General features: G+C 72.4%; 16 protein-coding genes. 2 read left to right on the plus strand and 14 right to left on the minus strand.

Annotated elements, in window-relative coordinates:
- Positions 1 to 27: 27 nt before the first annotated feature.
- The 9 genes from ACYVG5_RS06585 to prfB form a co-directional block, all read right to left on the minus strand.
- Entirely contained in the window at positions 28 to 1,182 is a 1,155-nt protein-coding gene (locus ACYVG5_RS06585; RefSeq protein ID WP_222046010.1) for a magnesium and cobalt transport protein CorA, read from the minus strand.
- A 261-nt stretch (positions 1,183 to 1,443) separates the two neighbouring features.
- Positions 1,444 to 2,328, minus strand: coding sequence for an SCO6745 family protein (locus tag ACYVG5_RS06590; RefSeq protein ID WP_460683042.1), 885 nt, complete (start codon positions 2,326 to 2,328; stop codon positions 1,444 to 1,446).
- A gap of 57 nt (positions 2,329 to 2,385) precedes the next feature.
- Positions 2,386 to 3,381 (minus strand): GNAT family N-acetyltransferase, encoded by a 996-nt coding sequence (locus ACYVG5_RS06595; protein WP_460683043.1) that lies wholly within the window; start codon positions 3,379 to 3,381, stop codon positions 2,386 to 2,388.
- A gap of 11 nt (positions 3,382 to 3,392) precedes the next feature.
- Positions 3,393 to 4,286: an amidohydrolase family protein gene (locus ACYVG5_RS06600; protein ID WP_222046012.1), complete on the minus strand. Its 894-nt coding sequence runs from the start codon at positions 4,284 to 4,286 to the stop codon at positions 3,393 to 3,395.
- A 9-nt stretch (positions 4,287 to 4,295) separates the two neighbouring features.
- On the minus strand, positions 4,296 to 5,231 hold the full coding sequence (locus ACYVG5_RS06605; protein WP_222046014.1) for an NADP-dependent oxidoreductase: 936 nt from the start codon (positions 5,229 to 5,231) through the stop codon (positions 4,296 to 4,298).
- A 10-nt stretch (positions 5,232 to 5,241) separates the two neighbouring features.
- Positions 5,242 to 5,718 (minus strand): SsrA-binding protein SmpB, encoded by a 477-nt coding sequence (smpB, locus tag ACYVG5_RS06610; protein WP_222046016.1) that lies wholly within the window; start codon positions 5,716 to 5,718, stop codon positions 5,242 to 5,244.
- 66 nt (positions 5,719 to 5,784) lie between these two features.
- Entirely contained in the window at positions 5,785 to 6,669 is an 885-nt protein-coding gene (gene ftsX / locus ACYVG5_RS06615) for a permease-like cell division protein FtsX (protein WP_222046018.1), read from the minus strand.
- Positions 6,670 to 6,730: 61 nt separating this feature from the next.
- Positions 6,731 to 7,420, minus strand: coding sequence for a cell division ATP-binding protein FtsE (gene ftsE / locus ACYVG5_RS06620; RefSeq protein ID WP_222046020.1), 690 nt, complete (start codon positions 7,418 to 7,420; stop codon positions 6,731 to 6,733).
- Positions 7,421 to 7,488: 68 nt separating this feature from the next.
- Positions 7,489 to 8,601, minus strand: coding sequence for a peptide chain release factor 2 (gene prfB, locus ACYVG5_RS06625; protein ID WP_222046022.1), 1,113 nt, complete (start codon positions 8,599 to 8,601; stop codon positions 7,489 to 7,491).
- 46 nt (positions 8,602 to 8,647) lie between these two features.
- On the opposite strand from prfB, the gene ACYVG5_RS06630 reads away from it, so the two are divergent.
- Positions 8,648 to 8,929 (plus strand): DUF6343 family protein, encoded by a 282-nt coding sequence (locus tag ACYVG5_RS06630; protein WP_222046024.1) that lies wholly within the window; start codon positions 8,648 to 8,650, stop codon positions 8,927 to 8,929.
- A gap of 34 nt (positions 8,930 to 8,963) precedes the next feature.
- Here the strand turns inward: ACYVG5_RS06630 and ACYVG5_RS06635 are convergent, their stop codons facing one another.
- Positions 8,964 to 10,748, minus strand: a complete 1,785-nt coding sequence (locus ACYVG5_RS06635; RefSeq protein ID WP_222046026.1) for a putative bifunctional diguanylate cyclase/phosphodiesterase — start codon at positions 10,746 to 10,748, stop codon at positions 8,964 to 8,966.
- 244 nt (positions 10,749 to 10,992) lie between these two features.
- Here ACYVG5_RS06635 and ACYVG5_RS06640 point away from each other — a divergent pair, with 244 nt between their 5' ends.
- Positions 10,993 to 11,229, plus strand: a complete 237-nt coding sequence (locus tag ACYVG5_RS06640) for a hypothetical protein (RefSeq protein ID WP_222046028.1) — start codon at positions 10,993 to 10,995, stop codon at positions 11,227 to 11,229.
- 344 nt (positions 11,230 to 11,573) lie between these two features.
- Here the strand turns inward: ACYVG5_RS06640 and ACYVG5_RS06645 are convergent, their stop codons facing one another.
- The 4 genes from ACYVG5_RS06645 to ACYVG5_RS06660 all read right to left on the minus strand — a co-directional run bounded on the left by ACYVG5_RS06645 (position 11,574) and on the right by ACYVG5_RS06660 (position 17,556).
- Entirely contained in the window at positions 11,574 to 12,371 is a 798-nt protein-coding gene (locus tag ACYVG5_RS06645) for an FAD synthetase family protein (RefSeq protein ID WP_222046030.1), read from the minus strand.
- A 78-nt stretch (positions 12,372 to 12,449) separates the two neighbouring features.
- A complete protein-coding gene (locus ACYVG5_RS06650) occupies positions 12,450 to 14,042 on the minus strand; it encodes a 4-hydroxyphenylacetate 3-hydroxylase family protein (RefSeq protein ID WP_222046032.1) in 1,593 nt (530 codons plus the stop codon).
- Positions 14,039 to 14,470, minus strand: coding sequence for a nuclear transport factor 2 family protein (locus ACYVG5_RS06655; RefSeq protein ID WP_222046034.1), 432 nt, complete (start codon positions 14,468 to 14,470; stop codon positions 14,039 to 14,041). The genes ACYVG5_RS06650 and ACYVG5_RS06655 overlap by 4 nt, the downstream gene beginning before the upstream one ends.
- A gap of 53 nt (positions 14,471 to 14,523) precedes the next feature.
- Positions 14,524 to 17,556, minus strand: coding sequence for a BTAD domain-containing putative transcriptional regulator (locus ACYVG5_RS06660; RefSeq protein ID WP_222046036.1), 3,033 nt, complete (start codon positions 17,554 to 17,556; stop codon positions 14,524 to 14,526).
- Positions 17,557 to 17,587 lie beyond the last annotated feature (31 nt).

Genomic DNA, 17,587 nt, shown 5'->3' on the forward strand with positions numbered 1-17,587 from the left:
TGTGTTCCCCGCCGTCCCGGCGTCGTCCTAGATCCAGTCGCGGCGCTTGAACACCAGGTACAGGACGACGCTCACCATGAGCATCAGCACCAGCGCCATCGGGTAGCCCAGGTGCCAGGACAGCTCCGGCATGTCGTCGAAGTTCATCCCGTACACGGTGCCGACGAGGGTGGGCGCGAAGAGGATGGCCGCCCAGGCGGAGATCTTCTTGACCTCCTCGCCCTGCGCGATGCTGGCCTCGGTGAGCTCGCGGATCTCGTCGTTCTGTCGCTGCGCGACCAGCGTGGCGTTCACCGTCAGGATGTCGCGCAGCTGCACCCGGAAGTTCTCCACCCGCTCGGTGACCTGGGTGACGTGGTCGGCGACGTCCCGCAGGTGGCTGCGCAGCTCCTCGTCGACGTGGTACTTCTCGAAGCCCGCGGTGATCGCGTCGAGGATGCCGGTCAGCGGCTGCACGGCCCGCTGGAAGTCCAGCACCTCCTGCGAAAGTTCGTAGATGCGCCGCGAAGCCCCCGGGTCGCCGCTGAACACCTCGACCTCGATCTCGTCGATGTCGTTGGCCAGGCCGGCGACCACCGGCACGTACCCGTCGACGACGGCGTCGAGGATCGCGTACAGCACCGCCTCGCTGCCCCGGGCCAGCAGCTCCGGGTCGCTCTCCAGCCGGCGGCGCACCCGCGCCAGGTCAGGCGATTCGCTGTGCCGGACGGTGATCACGAAGTCCGCGCCGAGGAACAGGTGCAGCTCACCGAACTCCACCTCCTCGGCCGCGTCGAGGTACCGGGCGGCCTTGAGGACGACGAACAGCGTGTCGCCGTAGCGCTCGAACTTCGGCCGCTGGTGCGCCTTGATCGCGTCCTCGACGGCCAGCTCGGGCAGTTCGTACTGCTCGGCCAGCTCACCCAGCTCGCCGGGCTCGGGCCGGTAGAGGCCCAGCCACACCATCCGGTCGTCGAAGCCCTCCTCCAGCCACTCGTGGCCCTCGGCGGCCGAGGCGGGCGTGGCGATCCGGCGGCCGGCGGCATAGACGCCGTTGTCGACCATCGGCGAGCGGCGACCGACCGGCGGCTCGACGGCCGGTGGGTCGGGCAGCAGCGGGGCCACCACCGGACGGGCCCGGCGGGTGAGGGAGGTCAGGGCGGTACGGGGGGTGCTGAGCGGCGCACGGCGACGGTCGGCCACGACGGGCTCCTGGGTGGACGCGGGGGACGGGGGCGGCGGAGCGGTCCCCGTGCGCGATCCAGCAGGCGGTCAGGAGCGGACCGGGTGCGTCAGCGGGCGGGGACCTCGGGACTGGGACCGGGCGGCTCGCTGCTGCGCATGGCCTCCTCCTCCCGGACGTCCGGAGCCCGGCGTCCGCGGGCCGCCGCCCATGGTGGCACGCCATGCCAGCCGGCAGCACCGCACGGTGGCGGCCGGCCGGGTGAACGGTCGGCCCGGCCGTCAGCCCCGACCGGCCAGCACGCCGGGCGGGTAGGCGCCCCCGGCGAGCAGCCGGCCGGCGAGCGCCTCGGCCAGCTGGACGACCCGCCCGGTGCGCTCGGCGCCCAGGTGCTCGAACGGCGCCGCGGACAGCGCGTCGGTCTCCGCCTCGAGCGCGGCCCTGGCGCGTGCGCCGGCCTCGGTGAGCGCCCCGTCGGCGACGTGGCCGCGCGCCTCCAGCGCGTGCAGCGCCGCGGCCCATTCCCCGTCCGACCAGCCGCGGGTGGCCTTGGCCGCCGGCAGCGTGAAGCCCCGGCCGGTGAGGGTGTGGGTGACCAGCGACTCGAGGCCGGACAGCCCGCTGCGCACGACGGCGACGACGTGGCCGTCGCCGCGGTGCTCCCGCAGCAGGGTGGCCGCGTGCCAGAGCTCGAGCACCGGCTCGTCGGGCCAGGGCAGGTCGGCGTGCCCGGCGTAGAGCGGACGGCCCTCGGGGGTGAGCACGGTGCAGGCCTCGCGCAGCAGGCCGGCCAGCTCCGCCACGTCGTCCCCGGCTGCGGCCGCCGGTCCGCCGAGCAGCCGGGTCAGCGAGGCGCGGGCGGCGTCCTGGCGGGCGGCGACGGCCTGCTCGGGCCCGGCGAGGGTCCACGCCCGCGGCACGTGCCGGGCCACCAGGGAGGGCGCGAAGTTGTTGAAGGTCGCCGTCACCACGCCCGGGCCGACCGCGCCCATCGCCGCCGCCCGGCCGGCGAAGTACGCCATCCGGCCGGGGCGCAGGCCCGTCGCCGCCAGGTGCTCGTCGTGCTCGGGGGCGAAGTAGACGTGCGAGTGCAGCGGCTCGATCCGCCGGTGCGCCCGGCCGGCCAGCCGGAGGTCGAGGGATCCGGACGGCTCGGGGTTCACCACCCGGCAGAGCTTAGGCGGGATGGTTCTGTCGAGCTGACCACGACCGAACCACTCCGCTCAGCGGAGCGGGGCGAGGCGGTGCGACCAGGACACCTGGGTGCGGTGCGTGGCGAAGCCCAGGCTCTCGTAGAGGCCGAGCGCACCGGTGACGTTCTCGCTGTCGACCTCGAGGCCGGCGGTCTGGCAGTCGTTCGCCGCCGCGGCGTGCAGCGCCGCGATGATCACCGCCTTGGAGAGCCCGCGGCCGCGGGCCTCGGGGAGGACGCCGATCTGCCCGAAGTAGCCCTCGCGCACCCCGGTCGCCGCGGCGGCGGTCTCGGAGACGTAGGACAGCGCGTACGCGACGACGGCGCCCTCGGAGATCGCGAGCACCGACAGGTCGGGGCGGAAGGTCCGCTGCCCGGTGAACATGACCTGCCAGGACACCTCGTCGCGCTCGCTGGAGCCGTAGTGCTCGGTGAAGGCGGCGTTGTGGGCTGCCCGCACCTCCTCGTTGCGGTCCCAGGTGAACGGCACCAGGTCCACGCCGTCGACCTGCCGGAGCGGGGGGAGGTCGGTGAGCGGCCGCTCCATGTGGAAGAACCAGCGCGCCTGCTCCAGCCCCGCCCGGCGGACCAGCGCCTCCACCGAGGGCATGGTCGTGTAGACGGTGGCGGTCAGCCGGGCCGGTGCCTCGGGGTGCCGCTCGGCGTGCAGCTGGGTGCCGCGCTCCAGCTGCCAGGCCAGCAGCGCCCGGCCGATCCCGCGCCCGCGCCACTCCGGGTGCACCCGACCCTCCAGGTGCACGCCGTAGGCGTCCCGGAAGGTGGGCGGCGCGATCGTCGTGGCGTACCCGACGACGGCGCCGTCCCCGGTGAGCACGATCCGCCCGTCCTCCGCCAGGTCGGCGAACTCGTGGACCCACCACTCCACGAGGTCCTCGGCCGACTTGAGCGCACCGGTGTCGTCGACGGCCTCGGCTGCGGCCAGCAGTTCGGCGACGGGCCCGGCGTCCTCCGGGCGCATCGGACGGACGGTGAGGCCCTCGGGAACGGCGATCGCAGGAGTGGACACGGTGAAACAGGCTAGGGGGTCACCCCGAAAAGACGCGCACCGTTGCCCCACAGGACGGCGCGCAGCCACTCCTCGCCCAGCCCGAGCCGGTGCAGCGCGGCGAGCTGGTGGCTGTACGGGTACGGGATGGTCGGGAAGTCACTGCCCAGCACCACCTTGTCCCGCAGCGCGCCCAGCCGGGGCAGCAGCGCGGCATCGAAGGGCATCAGCCGCTCGGTGAAGTCGGTGCCGAACATGGTGGTGTCCAGGTGCACCCGCTCGTACCGCTCGGCGAGTTCGAGGAACGCGGCGTACTCGGGCATGCCGAGGTGGGCGATCACCAGCTGGAGCCGGGGGAAGCGCTCGAGCAGCCCGATCATCGGCGCCGGCCCGGTGTGCTCGCCGCGCAGCGGACCCGAGCCGCAGTGGATGACCACCGGCGTCCCGGTCTCCTCCAGTCGCGCCCACACCGGGTCGAGCAGCGGATCGCGCGGGTCGAACCGGCCGACCTGCACGTGCACCTTGAACACCCGTGCACCGGCGGCCAGCGCGGCTGCCACGTCCGCGCCCGCCGTCGGCTCCGGATAGAAGGTCGCCGACTGCAGCACCCGGGGATCCCGCTGCGCGAACTCGGCCGACCACTGGTTCAGCCAGGCGGCCATGCCCGGCTTGTGCGGGTAGGGCAGCGTCGGAAAGGCGCGGACGCCCAGACCGCTCAGCAGCGCCAACCGCTCGTCGACCGGCAGCGCGTAGTGAATCGGCCACGGCCGCCCGTAGTGCCGCTCGCCCTCGGCGAAGTACTGCCACACCTTGGTCTGCACCCGCTCGGGCAGGAAGTGCACGTGCACGTCGACCAGGCCGGGCAGGCCCAGCTCCCGCCAGTACCGGGGGACGTCGGCGTCGTCGGCCGGCGGCTGCAGAGTCATGCCCGCACGCTAGGCGAGCGTGACGACGACCTTGCCGCGCACGTGCCCGCCGGCGACCAGCCGCTGGGCGTCCGCCGTCTGCGCCAGCGGGAACGCCTTGGCGATCGGCACCCGTAGTTGCCCGGCGTCGGCCATCCGGGCCAGCTCCTCCAGGTCGTGGGAGTCGGGGCGGACGAATACGTACCGGCCGCCCAGCTCCAGCACGCCGGGGTCGACGACGCTGGCGATCCGGGCCCGGGCCCCGTCGGTGTCGCGCACCTGCGCCGGCGCATCGGCCAGGGTGTCACCGCCCACCAGGTCCAGGACGGCGTCCACCGGCTCGGTGAGCTGCCCGCTGATCGGCCCGGCCGCGTAGTCGAACACCTCGGCCACCCCGGCGTCGCGGAGGAAGCCGTGGTTCCTCGGGCTCGCCGTGCCGATGACGTGCGCGCCGAGCGCGACGGCGATCTGGACGGCGAAGAACCCGACCCCGCCGGAGGCCCGGTGCACCAGCACCCGGTCGCCCTCGCCGACGTCGAGCACCTCGGTGAGCGACTGGTAGGCGGTCAGCCCGGCCAGCGGCAGCGCCCCGGCCTCGGCGAACGACAGCGACTCGGGCTTGGCGGCCAGGCAGCGCTGGGGCGCGGGCACGAACTCGGCCGTCGTCCCCCACTGCACGTCGTCCCGGCGCAGGTAGCCGAACACCTCGTCACCGGGAGCGAAGTCGACCACCGCCGGGCCGACCCGCTCGACGACGCCGGCCAGGTCCCAGCCCGGGATGATCGGGAAGTGGTGCGGGAACGCCCCGGCCAGGTGCCCGCCGCGGATGCCGATGTCGACCGGGTTCACGCCGGCGGCATGGGTGCGGACCAGCACGGTGTCCGGGCCGACCGGGGGCTCGGGCAGGTCGTCGCGGACGCTGAGCACGTCCTCGTCGCCGAACCGGTCGTAGCCGACGCCTCTCATCGGGGCAACCTCACTTGCGGCCCTTCACGTAACGCCCGAAGGCCCGTTCCATCTCCCGGCGCGAGTCGCGCTCGGCGAGGGTCTGCCGCTTGTCGTAGGCCTTCTTGCCCTTGGCGAGGGCGAGGGTGGCCTTGACCTTGCCGTCCTTGAAGTACAGGTCCAACGGGACGAGCGAGAGCCCGCCCTCCTTGGTCTTGCCGATCAGCTTCTCGATCTCGGCGCGGTGCATGAGCACCTTGCGCTTGCGGCGCGGGGCGTGGTTGGTCCAGGTGCCCTCGGTGTACTCGGGGATGTGGACGTGCTGCAGCCACACCTCGCCCTGGTCGACCGTGGCGAAGCCGTCGACCAGCGAGGCACGACCGGCGCGCAGGCTCTTCACCTCGGTGCCGGTGAGCACGAGGCCGACCTCGTAGGTGTCGAGGATCGAGTAGTCGTGCCGCGCCTTCTTGTTCTGGGCGATGAGCTTGCGCCCGGTCTCACGCGGCATGGCCCCAGTCTACGGACCCCGCGCCACCGCCTCCCGACTTCCCGGCCGGCTCCCCCGGCCGCGCGGCTACAGGCGGACGTACAGCCGAAGCGTCACGTAGGCGGCCACCGAGGCCAGCCCGACACCGGCCGCCGCGATGATCGGCGAGATCGCGGCGATCGCCGACCAGTCGACCGGCGGGATGATGCCCGCCTTGATCGGCCCGGCCAGTGTCTTGTCGACGAAGAGGACCTTGGTCAGCACCAGCCCGCCGATGGCCAGCCCGGCGCCGATCAGGCCGGCCAGCGCCGCCTCGAGGATGAAGGGGAGCTGGGTGTACCAGCGCGAGGCGCCGACCAGCCGCATGATGTTGGTCTCGTTGCGTCGGTTGAAGGCCGCGAGCTGGATCGTGTTGGAGATCAGCAGCAGCGCGGCGAGCGCCTGGACGACGGCCACCGCGATGGTCGCGTTCCGGGCGCCGTTGAGCAGGCTGAACAACCGGTCGAGGAAGTCGCCCTCGTCGCGGACGTCCTCCACGCCGTTCTGCCCGATCGGGAACTGCTGGGCGATGACCTCGTACCGCTCGGGGTTCACCAGCTCGACCCGGAAGCTTTCCGGCAGCGCGTCCTGCGGGGTGTTGGCGATCAGCGCCGGCTGCTCCTGGAACTGCTGGGTGAAGCGCTCGTAGGCCTCGGCCTTCGACTCGTAGATGTAGTCCTGCACCTCCGGCGAGCCCTCGAGGGCGGCGGCGATGGCGTCGCGCTGCGGGTCGGTGACGTCGTCGGTCAGGTAGATCGAGACCTGCACCTTGTCGTAGTAGATCTCCCGCATGTCGCCGATCATGTTGGCGATCAGCAGACCCGTGCCCATGAGGCCCAGCGAGATCCCGGTGGTCAGGATCATCGCCACCGTCATGGTGAGGTTCCGACGCAGCCCGGCGGCCACCTCGGACAGGACGAAGTTGACGCGCATCAGTTCCCTGTCGTGTTCTGCGGTGCGTCGGTCATCGGCAGGTCAGTGACCCGCTGGCACCTCAACGCCCCACGCCGTAGACGCCGCGGGACTGGTCGCGGCTGACGATGCCGTCGTTGAGCTCGATCACGCGGCGCCGCATCGAGTCGACGATGTGGTAGTCGTGCGTGGCCATCACCACGGTGGTGCCGGTGCGGTTGATCCGCTCCAGCAGCAGCATGATGTCCTGGCTGGTCTCGGGGTCGAGGTTGCCGGTGGGCTCGTCGGCCAGCAGCACCAGCGGCCGGTTCACGAAGGCCCGGGCGATGGCCACGCGCTGCTGCTCACCACCGGAGAGCTCGTTGGGCAGGCGGCTCTCCTTGCCCTCCAGGCCGACCATCTCCAGCACCTCGGGCACGACGCGCTTGATGGTGCGCTGCGGCTTGTTGATCACCTCGAGGGCGAAGGCCACGTTCTCGGCCACCGTCTTGTTGCGCAGCAGCCGGAAGTCTTGGAAGACGCAGCCCATGGTGCGGCGGAGCTTGGGCACCTGCCACTTGCTCATCGTGCCCAGGTTCTTGTCGTTGACCGTGACGACGCCCTTGGTGGGGTTGTCCTCCTTCAGCAGCAGCCGCAGGAAGGTCGACTTGCCCGACCCGGACGAACCGATGAGGAAGACGAACTCGCCCTTGTCGATCTGCATGGAGACGTCATCCAGCGCCGGCCGGGGGCTGGTCGGGTAGATCTTGGTGACGTGTTGCAATTCGATCACGAGGGACGACGGTACCCGGCGCAGGCCTCACCATGACCGGTTCACCCGGCGCGCCGCGAGGTCCTTCTTCAGCTCGCCTCGGCGGTCTCCTGCTGCCGCCGCCACCGGATGCCGGCGTCGATGAAGGTGTCGATGTCGCCGTCGAGGACGTTGCCGGGGTTGCCGCTCTCGACCTCGGTCCGCAGGTCCTTGACCATCTGGTAGGGGTGCAGGACGTAGGAGCGCATCTGATTGCCCCAGCTGCTGCCCTCCCCCTTGAGCGCGTCCATCTCGGCCCGCTGCTCCTGCTGGCGGACGACGAGCAGCCGGGCCTGCAGCACCCGCAGCGCAGCGGCCCGGTTCTGGATCTGGGACTTCTCGTTCTGGCAGGACACCACGATGCCGGTCGGGATGTGCGTCATCCGGACGGCGGAGTCGGTGGTGTTGACGCTCTGCCCGCCGGGGCCCGAGGACCGGAAGACGTCGACCCGGATCTCGTTCTCCGGGATGTCGACGTGGTCGGTCTGCTCGACCACGGGCAGCACCTCGACCCCGGCGAAGGAGGTCTGCCGGCGGCCCTGGTTGTCGAACGGCGATATGCGCACCAGGCGGTGGGTGCCCTGCTCGACCGAGAGGGTGCCGTAGGCGTAGGGCTGCTTGACGGTGAACGTGGCCGACTTGATGCCGGCCTCCTCGGCGTAGGAGACGTCGTACACCTCGGTCGGGTACCTGTGCCGCTCGGCCCAGCGCAGGTACATCCGCATCAGCATCTCGGCGAAGTCGGCGGCGTCCACGCCCCCGGCCTCCGAGCGGATGGTCACCAGCGCCTCGCGGGAGTCGTACTCCCCCGAGAGCAGGGTGCGGACCTCGAGCTCCTCGATCGCCGACCGGATGCTCACCAGCTCGCGCTCGGTCTCGGCGGTGGTGGCCTCGTCGCCCTCCTCGGCGGCCATCTCGTGCATGAGGCCGACGTCGTCGAGCCGGGAGCGGAGGTCCTCCACGCGGCGGAGGTCGCCCTGCAGGTAGGACAGCCGCGAGGTGACCGCCTGGGCGGCCTCGACGTCGTTCCACAGGTCGGGTGCGGCGGCCTGTTGCTCCAGGTCGGCGATCTCCTGGCGCATGTCGTCGATCCGCAGGACGGCCTCGATCGACCTCAGCGTCGTGTTCAGTTCGTCGAGTACGACAGAGAAGTCAGCGGCCACGTCGATCGAGGGTAGTGCGCTCTGATCCCGGGTACCGAGCCGAGTCATGACCGACCCCCCACCCCGCCGTCCCGACTACTCCCAGGGCCTGCCCGACCACCACGACCCGACAGCGGGCATCGGTGGCGCGCGCCCCGCGCAGAGCGCGCTGACGTTGCGGTTGGTGCTGGCCACCTTCGGGCTGATCATCTGCACGGTGTTCGGCTTCCTCGTCCTGCGGCTGGACGTGCCGGTGGCCTTCGCCGTCATCCTGTTCGTGCTGGCCGTCATCGCGGCCGTGGACGTCGTCGTGATCGTCCACCGCAAGCGGCGCGGCGAACCGGGCTGATCCAGCCGGGCACACGCCCGGGCGGCCGGAACGCTCAGCCGACCCCGGCGACGACGAGCGGGTGCGCGCGCCGTGACCGGAGGCCGCCCATCCACCGTTCCAGGTCGGCGGCGGGCATCGGCCGGGCGATGTGGAAGCCCTGCGCGTAGGTGCACCCCAGCTCGGTGGCCAGGGCCAGCTGCTCCGCGGTCTCCACGCCTTCGGCCAGGCTGCGCATGCCGCAGGCCTGGGCGAGGCCGACGACGGCTGCGACGGCCGCCGCGGACTGGCTGCGCCGGTGGACGGGTGCGGCTACCAGCTCGCGGTCGATCTTGAGGATGCCGGCGGGCATGGAGACCAGCTGGGAGAGCGAGGAGAAGCCGCTGCCGAAGTCGTCGATGGAGACCTCGACGCCGGAGATGCGCAGCGCGGCGAACTGCTCGGCGGCCCGCTCGGGATCCTCGGCGACGCAGGTCTCGGTGAGCTCGAGCAGCAGCCGCTCGGGAACCAGGCCGGCCGTGGTCAGGGCATCGGTGACGTCGGCGAGCAGGGTGCCGGTGGCCAGGTGCGCAGCGCTGATGTTGACCCCGACGATGAGGTCCAGCCCGATGCGCTCCCACTCGGCGGCCTGCCGGGCGGCCTCGGCGAGCACCCAGCGGGTGAGCGGGGCGATCAGCCCGTTCTGCTCGGCGACGGGAACGAAGTCGGCCGGTGGCAGCAGACCACGCTCGGGGTGCTGCCACCGGACCAGCGCCTCCACGCCGGTGACCGCGCCGGTCGGCAGGTGCAGCACCGGCTGGTAGTGCAGGACCAGGTCACCGGCCTCGATGGCACCGCGCAGCTCGGTGGCGACCAGCGCCTTCTGCCGGACGGCGGTGCGCAGCTCGGGGCTGAACACCCGCACGCGGTTGCGGCCGGCGGACTTGGCCGCGTACATGGCCAGGTCCGCGTCGCCGACCAGGTCGGTGGAGCGGAGCCCCGCGACGTCGGCGGCGCTGGCGGTGGCGATGCCGATGCTCGCGGTGAGCCGGGCACTGCGGCCGGCGAGCTGGAAGGGCTCGTCGAAGGTGCTCTGGCAGCGGGCGGCGAGGGCCGCGGCGCCGACGGCGTCGCAGTCGCGGCCCAGGACGACGAACTCGTCGCCACCGAGCCGGCCGACGGTGTCCTCCGCGCGGGTGCGGGAGCTCAGCCGGGCGGCGAGCTGACGCAGCAGGTCGTCGCCCACCTCGTGGCCGAGGGAGTCGTTGACGTCCTTGAAGCCGTCGACGTCGAGGAACAGGACGGTGACCGACGGCTGGTCGGGGCGGCGCAGCTCGGTGTCGATCAGCTCGTGCAGGTGGGCCCGGTTGGGCAGCTCGGTGAGGTGGTCGTGCCGCGCCTGCCAGGCCGAGGCCCGCTCGGCGGTGACCCGGGAGGTGATGTCGGTGTGGGTGACCACGATCTGGCCGGCCCGGTCGACCCGGGAGGCCTGCAGGTGGAACCAGCGGATGCCCGCCGTGGTGGCGAACGCGTAGTCGAACGAGACGAGCTCGCGCTCGCCGCGGGACAGCGAGCGGAGGCGGTCGAGCACCCGCAGGCTGCCGGGGTCGTCGGTCAGCTGCCGGGCCAGCCCGAAGTAGTCGCCGCCGATGCCGATGGCGAGCCGGTCGTCGCCGTACAGCTCGGCGGCCGCCTGCCACGCGGAGTTGGCCAGCAGCACGCGTCCCTCGGCGTCGAGCAGCAGCGTGGGCGAGGGCAGCGCGTCGAGCACGGCCTCGACGACGACGGTGTGGCCACGCTGGGCACCGTCGCGTCGCCGCACGTCCTGGGGCAGCCCGGGGCCGCCTGCTCGTCCCGGCACGATCCACCTCCTGCCCTGGAGTCTCGCCGAACGCCGTCCCTGGCGCTCCTGACGCCTCCTCACCATCGGCATCAGGAGCCCCGGGCACACCCCCGCCACGCCGAAGCGACCGTAAAGAGTGAGTCGACCCACGTCGCACCGGCGAGTCGGGCCGGTGATCCGGCACACGCTGTGCGCATGTCGCCGTTCGTCGGCGTGTCGCCCGTCCGGTGTTCCGCGCCGGGACCGGGGGTAGGAGGGCCGCATGAGCGACTCGACGACGATCCAGCTCGGTGGCGAGGACTACGTGGTGCAGCCCGGCAACGGCGTGCTGAAGATCGGCCGGCCGACCGGGGACGGCGTGGCCTGGCTGGACGACCTGGACCTGGGGCTGCTGCCCGCGCCCGCGCGCGAGGCGGTGGAGCGCGGCGACCTGGGTGACGGCTCGCTGGAGGTCGCGCTGCTGGGCGTGGTGCGCGCCGAGACCGACCGCGGCGCCTGATGAAGGACCCCGCACTCGGCGGTCTTGCGGATCTCTTGCGGAACGCTCGAGGTGACCCCGCGGCTCGGCTCGCAGTGTTCCCGGCATGGACATCGACGCCGCTTACGCACTGCTGGCCGAGCTCGAGCTGCGCGAGGTCGAGGACCTCGGCATGGAGTACTTCGAGGCCGAGCTGGCCGACCTGCTGCCGCTGGCGTGACGGACGTTTCGTCATGGGCAGCCCAGGCGTCATCCGCGGCGAGGCCCGCCGCAGACGTCGCGTTCCGGCCGGTTAGGGCGGCGGGGTCCAGATCCGGGAAAGGGTCAGCAGATCGGGCCTGTTCGGGAAGCCCTGAGCCGGGCGTTCACGACGCCACTCCCAGGGCGACGCCGGCGGACGGGACCAAAGGACGGCCGGATCGCAGGTCGGCGCCGAAGAGCAGCTGCGTCCGCACGCGCGCGGGTGGAACGGCGGGCATCCGGTCGGCGCCGGACAACTCGGCCTCCCCGTTCCCGGCGACGGTGACGAGGACGGGCAGGCCGAGGGCTCGTCCGGCGTAGGTCCCCGGCGGAGGCACCACCCTGCCGGCGTCCAGCGTCAGCCGGAGGCGGCCGTCACCGGGGAGCCGGCGGGTGACGCCGTCGAGCTCGATCGGGCGGCCGAGGAGGCGGGCCGCCTCGGTGATCTCCCCGGCCGCAACGAGCTGCCGGACCCGGGTCGAGGAGGCGCCCCCCTGCAGCTCCACCTCCTCGACGGTGTGGCCGAGGTCGCGCAGCATGCCGGCGTCCCCGGCTGCGCGCGCACCGAAGCGGAACCCCCGCCCCAGCACGACCCGGCGGGCGCCCATCGGCCGCAGCACCTGTTCCGCCCAGTCCTCCGGCGCGGTCCGCGCCACGTCCTGGGTGAACCGCACGACCAGTACCTCGGCGATGCCGGCGTCGGCCATTAGCTCCAGGCGACGGTTCAGCGGTGCGATCAGGTCCACCGGACGCCCGAGCACCAGGCGGGGATGCGGATCGAACGTCACCACGGTCGGGACCAGCCCGTTGGTCGCGAGCCGCTGGAACAGTGCACGGTGACCGGTGTGGACACCATCGAAGGTGCCGACCGTGACAGCCCGCGGCCGGCAGCGCAGTGCAGACGGGTCTGCGTGGACGAGCATGCGGGGATCCTCCACGTCGGGCGGGGTCGGGAGGGGCAGCCGGTGGCCCGGGCGGAGCGCCCGGGCCACCGGACCCTGCTACGCGGTGACGGGCTGCCCGGATCCCCCGATGTAGTCCTTGTGCACGTCCTGCTCCCGGGCGTACTCGGGCTGGAAGCGGACACTCGCGTAGTGCGACGCCTTCTCGGCCGCCTCAGCCCGCTTGCCGAGGTCAGCGGTGTCCCCGAAGTCCAGGACCTCGCGTGCCAGCTGGGTGAGCGGGCCGTCCACCTGGTACTCGGTCCGCTGCATGGTGAGCAGGTTGATCAGGTAGAGCGGCGTCCCGTTGAACTTTTCGAACATCTCGTGCCGGGCGCCCCACTCCGTGAGGAAGCGCTCGCTGATCTGCCGGAAGATCTTGATCCGGTCACGGGCGCTGATCTCCGAGCCGCGCAGCGCCTGCTCCAGCTTCGGCCCAATGTAGGGGTCGTCCAGCTCCCGCTTGGTCGGCTGGATGACCACGCCGCGGCCGCAGAAGTCGATGAGGAGGTTGACCATCTCGTGCTGGTGCTCGAGGTAGTGGGCCCGGCCGAAATCGATGAAGATGTTGTTCGGCTTGTAGAGGCCACCCGGGGTGTGGAAGCCGGTCTCCTCGGCGGCGATCATGAACGCCCGGCAGGTCTCCCGGAAGCGGATGAGCTCGGCGAGCTGTGCCTGCACCACGGGGCTGCCACTGGTGCCGAGCGCCTGGGTGATCAGCAGGGCCAGCCCGACCATGAGCTCGGCGTGCACGGTGTGCCGGATCTGGGTCTCCAGGTGCACCCAGTCGAACTGCCGCTGCGGGTACCACTTGGCGTGGTCGGGGTTGCCGATGTGCTGCACCTGCGACCAGGGGATGAGCACGTCGTCGAAGTACACCATCCCGTCCAGCTCGTCCCCGATGGTCGCCAGCGGACGGTCATAGGGGTCGGCGTCCGGCGTGGCCCTCGACTCCCGGGCGACGACGCTGACTCCGGGAGTGGCCACCGGCACCAGGGCGTAGACCGTCTGCTCGGGCGTCTGGCCGGGCCGCCACAGGTTCCCGATCAACAGGTGGTTCACGAAGGGGATGGAGGTGCCGATCGCCTTCCACCCGCGGACGACGATCCCCTCGTCGTTCTCCTCGAGGATCTTCAGCATCGGCGTCTCGGCCATGGCGTCGTCCCGGCCGCGGTCGTACTGGACGTCGAGGAACATCGGCGAGAGGGCGAGGTCCTTGGACGTGACCTCGTCCCACTGGCGCTGGATGTTGCCCGACAGGTCACGGTGACCGTTGGCGAACCGGGAGTTCTCCGCCCACGGCTCCTGGTCGTCGACCTGCGTGAACATGACGACGTTCATCCCGGCCGGTGGCCGGGTGAAGATGCCGCCCTTGAAGTGCCGGAAGATGAACTGCGCGTATTCCCGGCGGCGGACGATGTCCTCCTTGGAGCGCGGCAGGAACCAGTGCATGGACTGGCGCTCCCCGTTCTCGTCGATGAACGTCGTGATGTCCTGGTGCTTGGGGTCCAGGTGCAGGTCGTAGTAGCCGGCGATCGCCTCGGCGTAGCCGCGGGTCTTCGGGTGGGTCGTGATGTCCTCGATGAGCTCGCCGCCGACGTACACGCGGCGACCGTCCCGCAGGGACTCCAGGTACTCCTGACCAGTTCTCATGCTGCCGTCTCTGCCTCTCGGGTGGGGGTGGTGTCCATCTGCCGTCGGAAGGTGCCGCTGTCCCAGTAGTCCTGGGACCGTTCGATGAAGCCGTCTGCGGTGTCCAGCACGTGGACACCACGAAGCTCCAGCCGCTGGCCGACCGCCCGGAAGGGGCCCATGTCGGTCTGCAGCGTCCCGGTGAGGACGTACCGGCCGAAGGCCAGTCCGCCCTGCTCCAGGACGTCGGTCGCCGTCCATTGGGCGTCCGGGAAGGCGGCGAAGAAGCGCCGCAGCCCGGCCGCGACGGCGTCCCGTCCCTGCGTCGGGCGCCCGACCGCGACGTCCTCGTGCGCGCCGTCAGGGGCGTAGAGCGCTGCCGCCGCGCCGGCGTCGTGCCGGTTGTAGGCCTCGTAGAGGGCCACGAGGACCCGTCCGTCAGCTGCCATGCCGGGAACCTTGGGCCCAGTGCGTTAACCGGGGAGAAACCCGGCCGTGCCGGTCAGCGGCGGAGTTGGTCGAGCAGCTGCTGCGTCGAGTCGGCGGGGGTCAGGTCCAGCTCGTCGAGTGCCTGCCGGCACCGGCGGAACGTGGTGATGACCCGGTCCGCGTCGCCGAGGGCGTCGGCGATGCGCATCCTCAACCGCCAGGCGCTCTCCTTGTACGGGTCGACCGCGAGGACGGCCTCGACCAGGTCCTCGGCCTCCCGGTAGCGCTCCGCGGCGAAGGCGAGGTGCGCTGCGGACAAGCGCGCCTCCACGGCTCGCGACGCCAGTTCCCGCCTGCGCTGGTCGGCCCACGCCGACTCGACGCCGGGCAGGTACGGGCCGCGGTCGAGCAGTTCCAGCGCGCGGAGCAGGACGCTGAACTGCGCCTCCCCGCGCAGCCGAGCGGCCTCGGCGAGCAACGCCTCGGCACGATTGGCTTCGCCGTCTAGGGCCACCGGGGCGGGGAAGGCAAGCACGCTGCCGGCAAAGACCGGCCCGACACCGTCAGGTAGCACCTCCCGCAGCCGGTGGACCGCCTGCCGCAGGTAGGCGCGCGCCGAGTCGTCGTTGCGGCCGCCGAAGAGGGCGGCCAGTAACTCCTCCCGGGTGGCCCGGTGCCCCGGCGCCGCCGCGAGGTAAGCCAGCAGGGTCAAGCTCTTCGCGATCCGTGGCTTGACCACACGGCCGTCCACGGTCAGTTCCGTCCGGCCGAACTCCGCCAAGACCAGGACGGTTCGCGCCGCGGGGTCCACCGAGATGCCCCGCGCCCGCAGCGCCCGGCCCACGTCGTGCCAGGCGGAGTCGGCGCCGGCCTCGGCATCGAGCCGGCGGGAGACGACCGCCGGAAAGTCGGCGAGGGCGAGCAGCACCTGGTGGTTGGACTCCTGGCGGGCGGCCGCGGCCAGGGCCTGGTCGGCGGCGGCATCGGCCGCACCGGCCTCACCGAGACGCCACCTCGCCTCGGCGAGGTAGATCGCCGCCGTGGGAAGGTCGAGGACCCGGCCCGCAGCGCGCATGCTATTAACCGCATGACCGAGCAGCGCCGCGGCCTGCCGTACGGAACGGTCCGCGCGGAGCAGCGCCAGGCCACGCCAGGTATCGAGGGCCTCGGCGATGAACTCGTACCGGCGGCCGCCGGCCGCCTCCACCTCGTCGAGCAGCGCCATGGCCACCGCCGGGTCACCGCCCAGACGCAACTCGGCCTTTGCCTCGATGATCCGGTTGAGCCACTCGAACACCACGGACCCGCTGGCCTGGATGAGCTCCCGGCCCCGCTGGATGACCGCCCGCGCCTCCGCCTTCTTGCCGAGGTCGATCATGAGCTCCGCGCCGACCATCCCGTGCATCCAGGCTGGGGACCAGTCCCCCGCGTCGGCCGCGCGGTACAGCGCCAGCGCCTCCGCCAGCCGCCCGGTGGCGCGGAGCGCTCCCACCCGCCACGGCGCGGAAACGGCGGCGGCCCACGGCGAGGTCGGCGCGCTGGTGACCTCGTGAAGACGCCCGTGCGCGTAGTGGACCCGCATGACCAAGGCGTCCATCGGTCCGCCGCTCAGCGTCGGCGGGCCGGTTCCGGGCTCGTGCCGCACCAGGGACATCAGGTAAACCACCGCGTCGAGTTCGGGACTGGACTCGCCCGCCGTGATGACGGCGCGGGCGTCCTCGATCCGCCCCAGGTGCCAGTAGCACCAGGCCATCAGGCTGGCGGCCGTCGTCGACCGCCGGGCCAACTCCTCCCGGTGGCCCTCGGCCGCCAGCCGATCCGCGATGGCCTCGCCGCTGCGGTAGTCCTCCCGGGCGATGGCCAGCATGAGCTCCGCCGTGGCCAGGCGCCGCACGCCCTGCCGGTCCTGGCCGCGCAGGGCGGCCAGCCAGCGCTCGGCCACGGCGAAGTCAAGTCGTCCGATCACCGCATGGATGCCGGTCTCGGCCGCACCCAGGGCGAGTTCTGGCGCGCCCGCCGCGAGAAACTCCTCGACTGCCTCCTCCAGGTGGCCCTCGCTGACCATCAGCTCCCCATGGGCCCGGCGCAGCAGCCGCACGTCGGCGGGCTCCCTGCGCTCCAAACGTGTCCGGAGGTACTCCCGGAAGCGCGGGTGGCACCGCATGCCGCCCTTCCCGGCGTCCCAGGAGACCGGGAGGTGGTGGGCGCGCAGGGCGGCGAGCCGCTCACCGGCCCGCTGCTGACCGAGTGCGGCGGCCCGCGCGGCAGTCACTTCGTCGAGAAGCGCGGTGCCCACCAGGAACTCCTCGTCGGCCTCGTCGAGGTGGCTGAGAATCTGGGAGGCGAGGTAGCCGTGCAGCGGATCGGCCTCACCGCCCGCACCGGCCACGTGTTCGCGGGAACGCCAGGCCTCGAAGAGCACACCGGTGACCCACCCGCCCGTGGCCTCAACCGCGCGCACCGGGTCGATGTCGGTCATCCCGGCCTCCGCCAGCGCCTCGGCGGCCTCGTCCGGCCGGAAGGCCAGGTCGGCCTCGCCCACCGCCGCGGCCCGGTCTGCGCCGGCGCCGCGGACGTCGATGGGCACGTCCACCCGGCCGAGCAGCAGGATGCGGGAGGTCGAGGGCGCGTAGCGGGCGAGCGCCGCTAGGACGGCCCGGGCGTCGGCGGCCCCCTCCCCTGCCAGCTGGTCCAGCCCGTCCACGACGAGCAGGAGCGCGGTGTCCCCGATCGACTCCGCCAGCAGACCCGCCGCCTCGGCGTGCGGGATGCGTGCGCCCAGCGCGCTGCTGACCACGCCCGCGGCCTCGGGCACCCGGGCGGCGATGGCCGCTTCCAGGTAGACGAGCAGCCGCCCGGGGGCGACATCGGTCGCGTCCAGCGTCAGCCAGGCGACCGGCCGGCCGAGCGCGGCGGCAGCCTGGACGGCGGCCGTCGTCTTGCCTGCGCCCGCGGTGGCGGTGATCCAGACCAGTCGGTGCGCCTCGACGAGCTCGGCGATCAGCTGGGCGATGCGCGGCCGCGCGACGAGTCGCTCAGCCAGCGGCGGCACGGTGAACTTGCTGCGGATGACCGTCGGCGAACGCCGCCGGCCCTCACGTGACATCGCTCACCGACCCGGGCACAGGCGGAACATA

The sequence above is a fragment of the Modestobacter lapidis genome (assembly GCF_054780755.1).

Coding starts and splice junctions, on each gene's coding strand:
- ACYVG5_RS06660 (WP_222046036.1), bottom strand. CDS start 17,556: ATGTCACGTGAGGGCCGGCGGCGTTCGCCGACGGTCATCCGCAGCAAG.
- ACYVG5_RS06640 (WP_222046028.1), top strand. CDS start 10,993: ATGAGCGACTCGACGACGATCCAGCTCGGTGGCGAGGACTACGTGGTG.
- ACYVG5_RS06600 (WP_222046012.1), bottom strand. CDS start 4,286: ATGACTCTGCAGCCGCCGGCCGACGACGCCGACGTCCCCCGGTACTGG.
- ACYVG5_RS06630 (WP_222046024.1), top strand. CDS start 8,648: ATGACCGACCCCCCACCCCGCCGTCCCGACTACTCCCAGGGCCTGCCC.
- ftsX (WP_222046018.1), bottom strand. CDS start 6,669: ATGCGCGTCAACTTCGTCCTGTCCGAGGTGGCCGCCGGGCTGCGTCGG.
- ACYVG5_RS06605 (WP_222046014.1), bottom strand. CDS start 5,231: ATGAGAGGCGTCGGCTACGACCGGTTCGGCGACGAGGACGTGCTCAGC.
- ACYVG5_RS06650 (WP_222046032.1), bottom strand. CDS start 14,042: ATGAGAACTGGTCAGGAGTACCTGGAGTCCCTGCGGGACGGTCGCCGC.
- smpB (WP_222046016.1), bottom strand. CDS start 5,718: ATGCCGCGTGAGACCGGGCGCAAGCTCATCGCCCAGAACAAGAAGGCG.
- ACYVG5_RS06655 (WP_222046034.1), bottom strand. CDS start 14,470: ATGGCAGCTGACGGACGGGTCCTCGTGGCCCTCTACGAGGCCTACAAC.
- ACYVG5_RS06645 (WP_222046030.1), bottom strand. CDS start 12,371: ATGCTCGTCCACGCAGACCCGTCTGCACTGCGCTGCCGGCCGCGGGCT.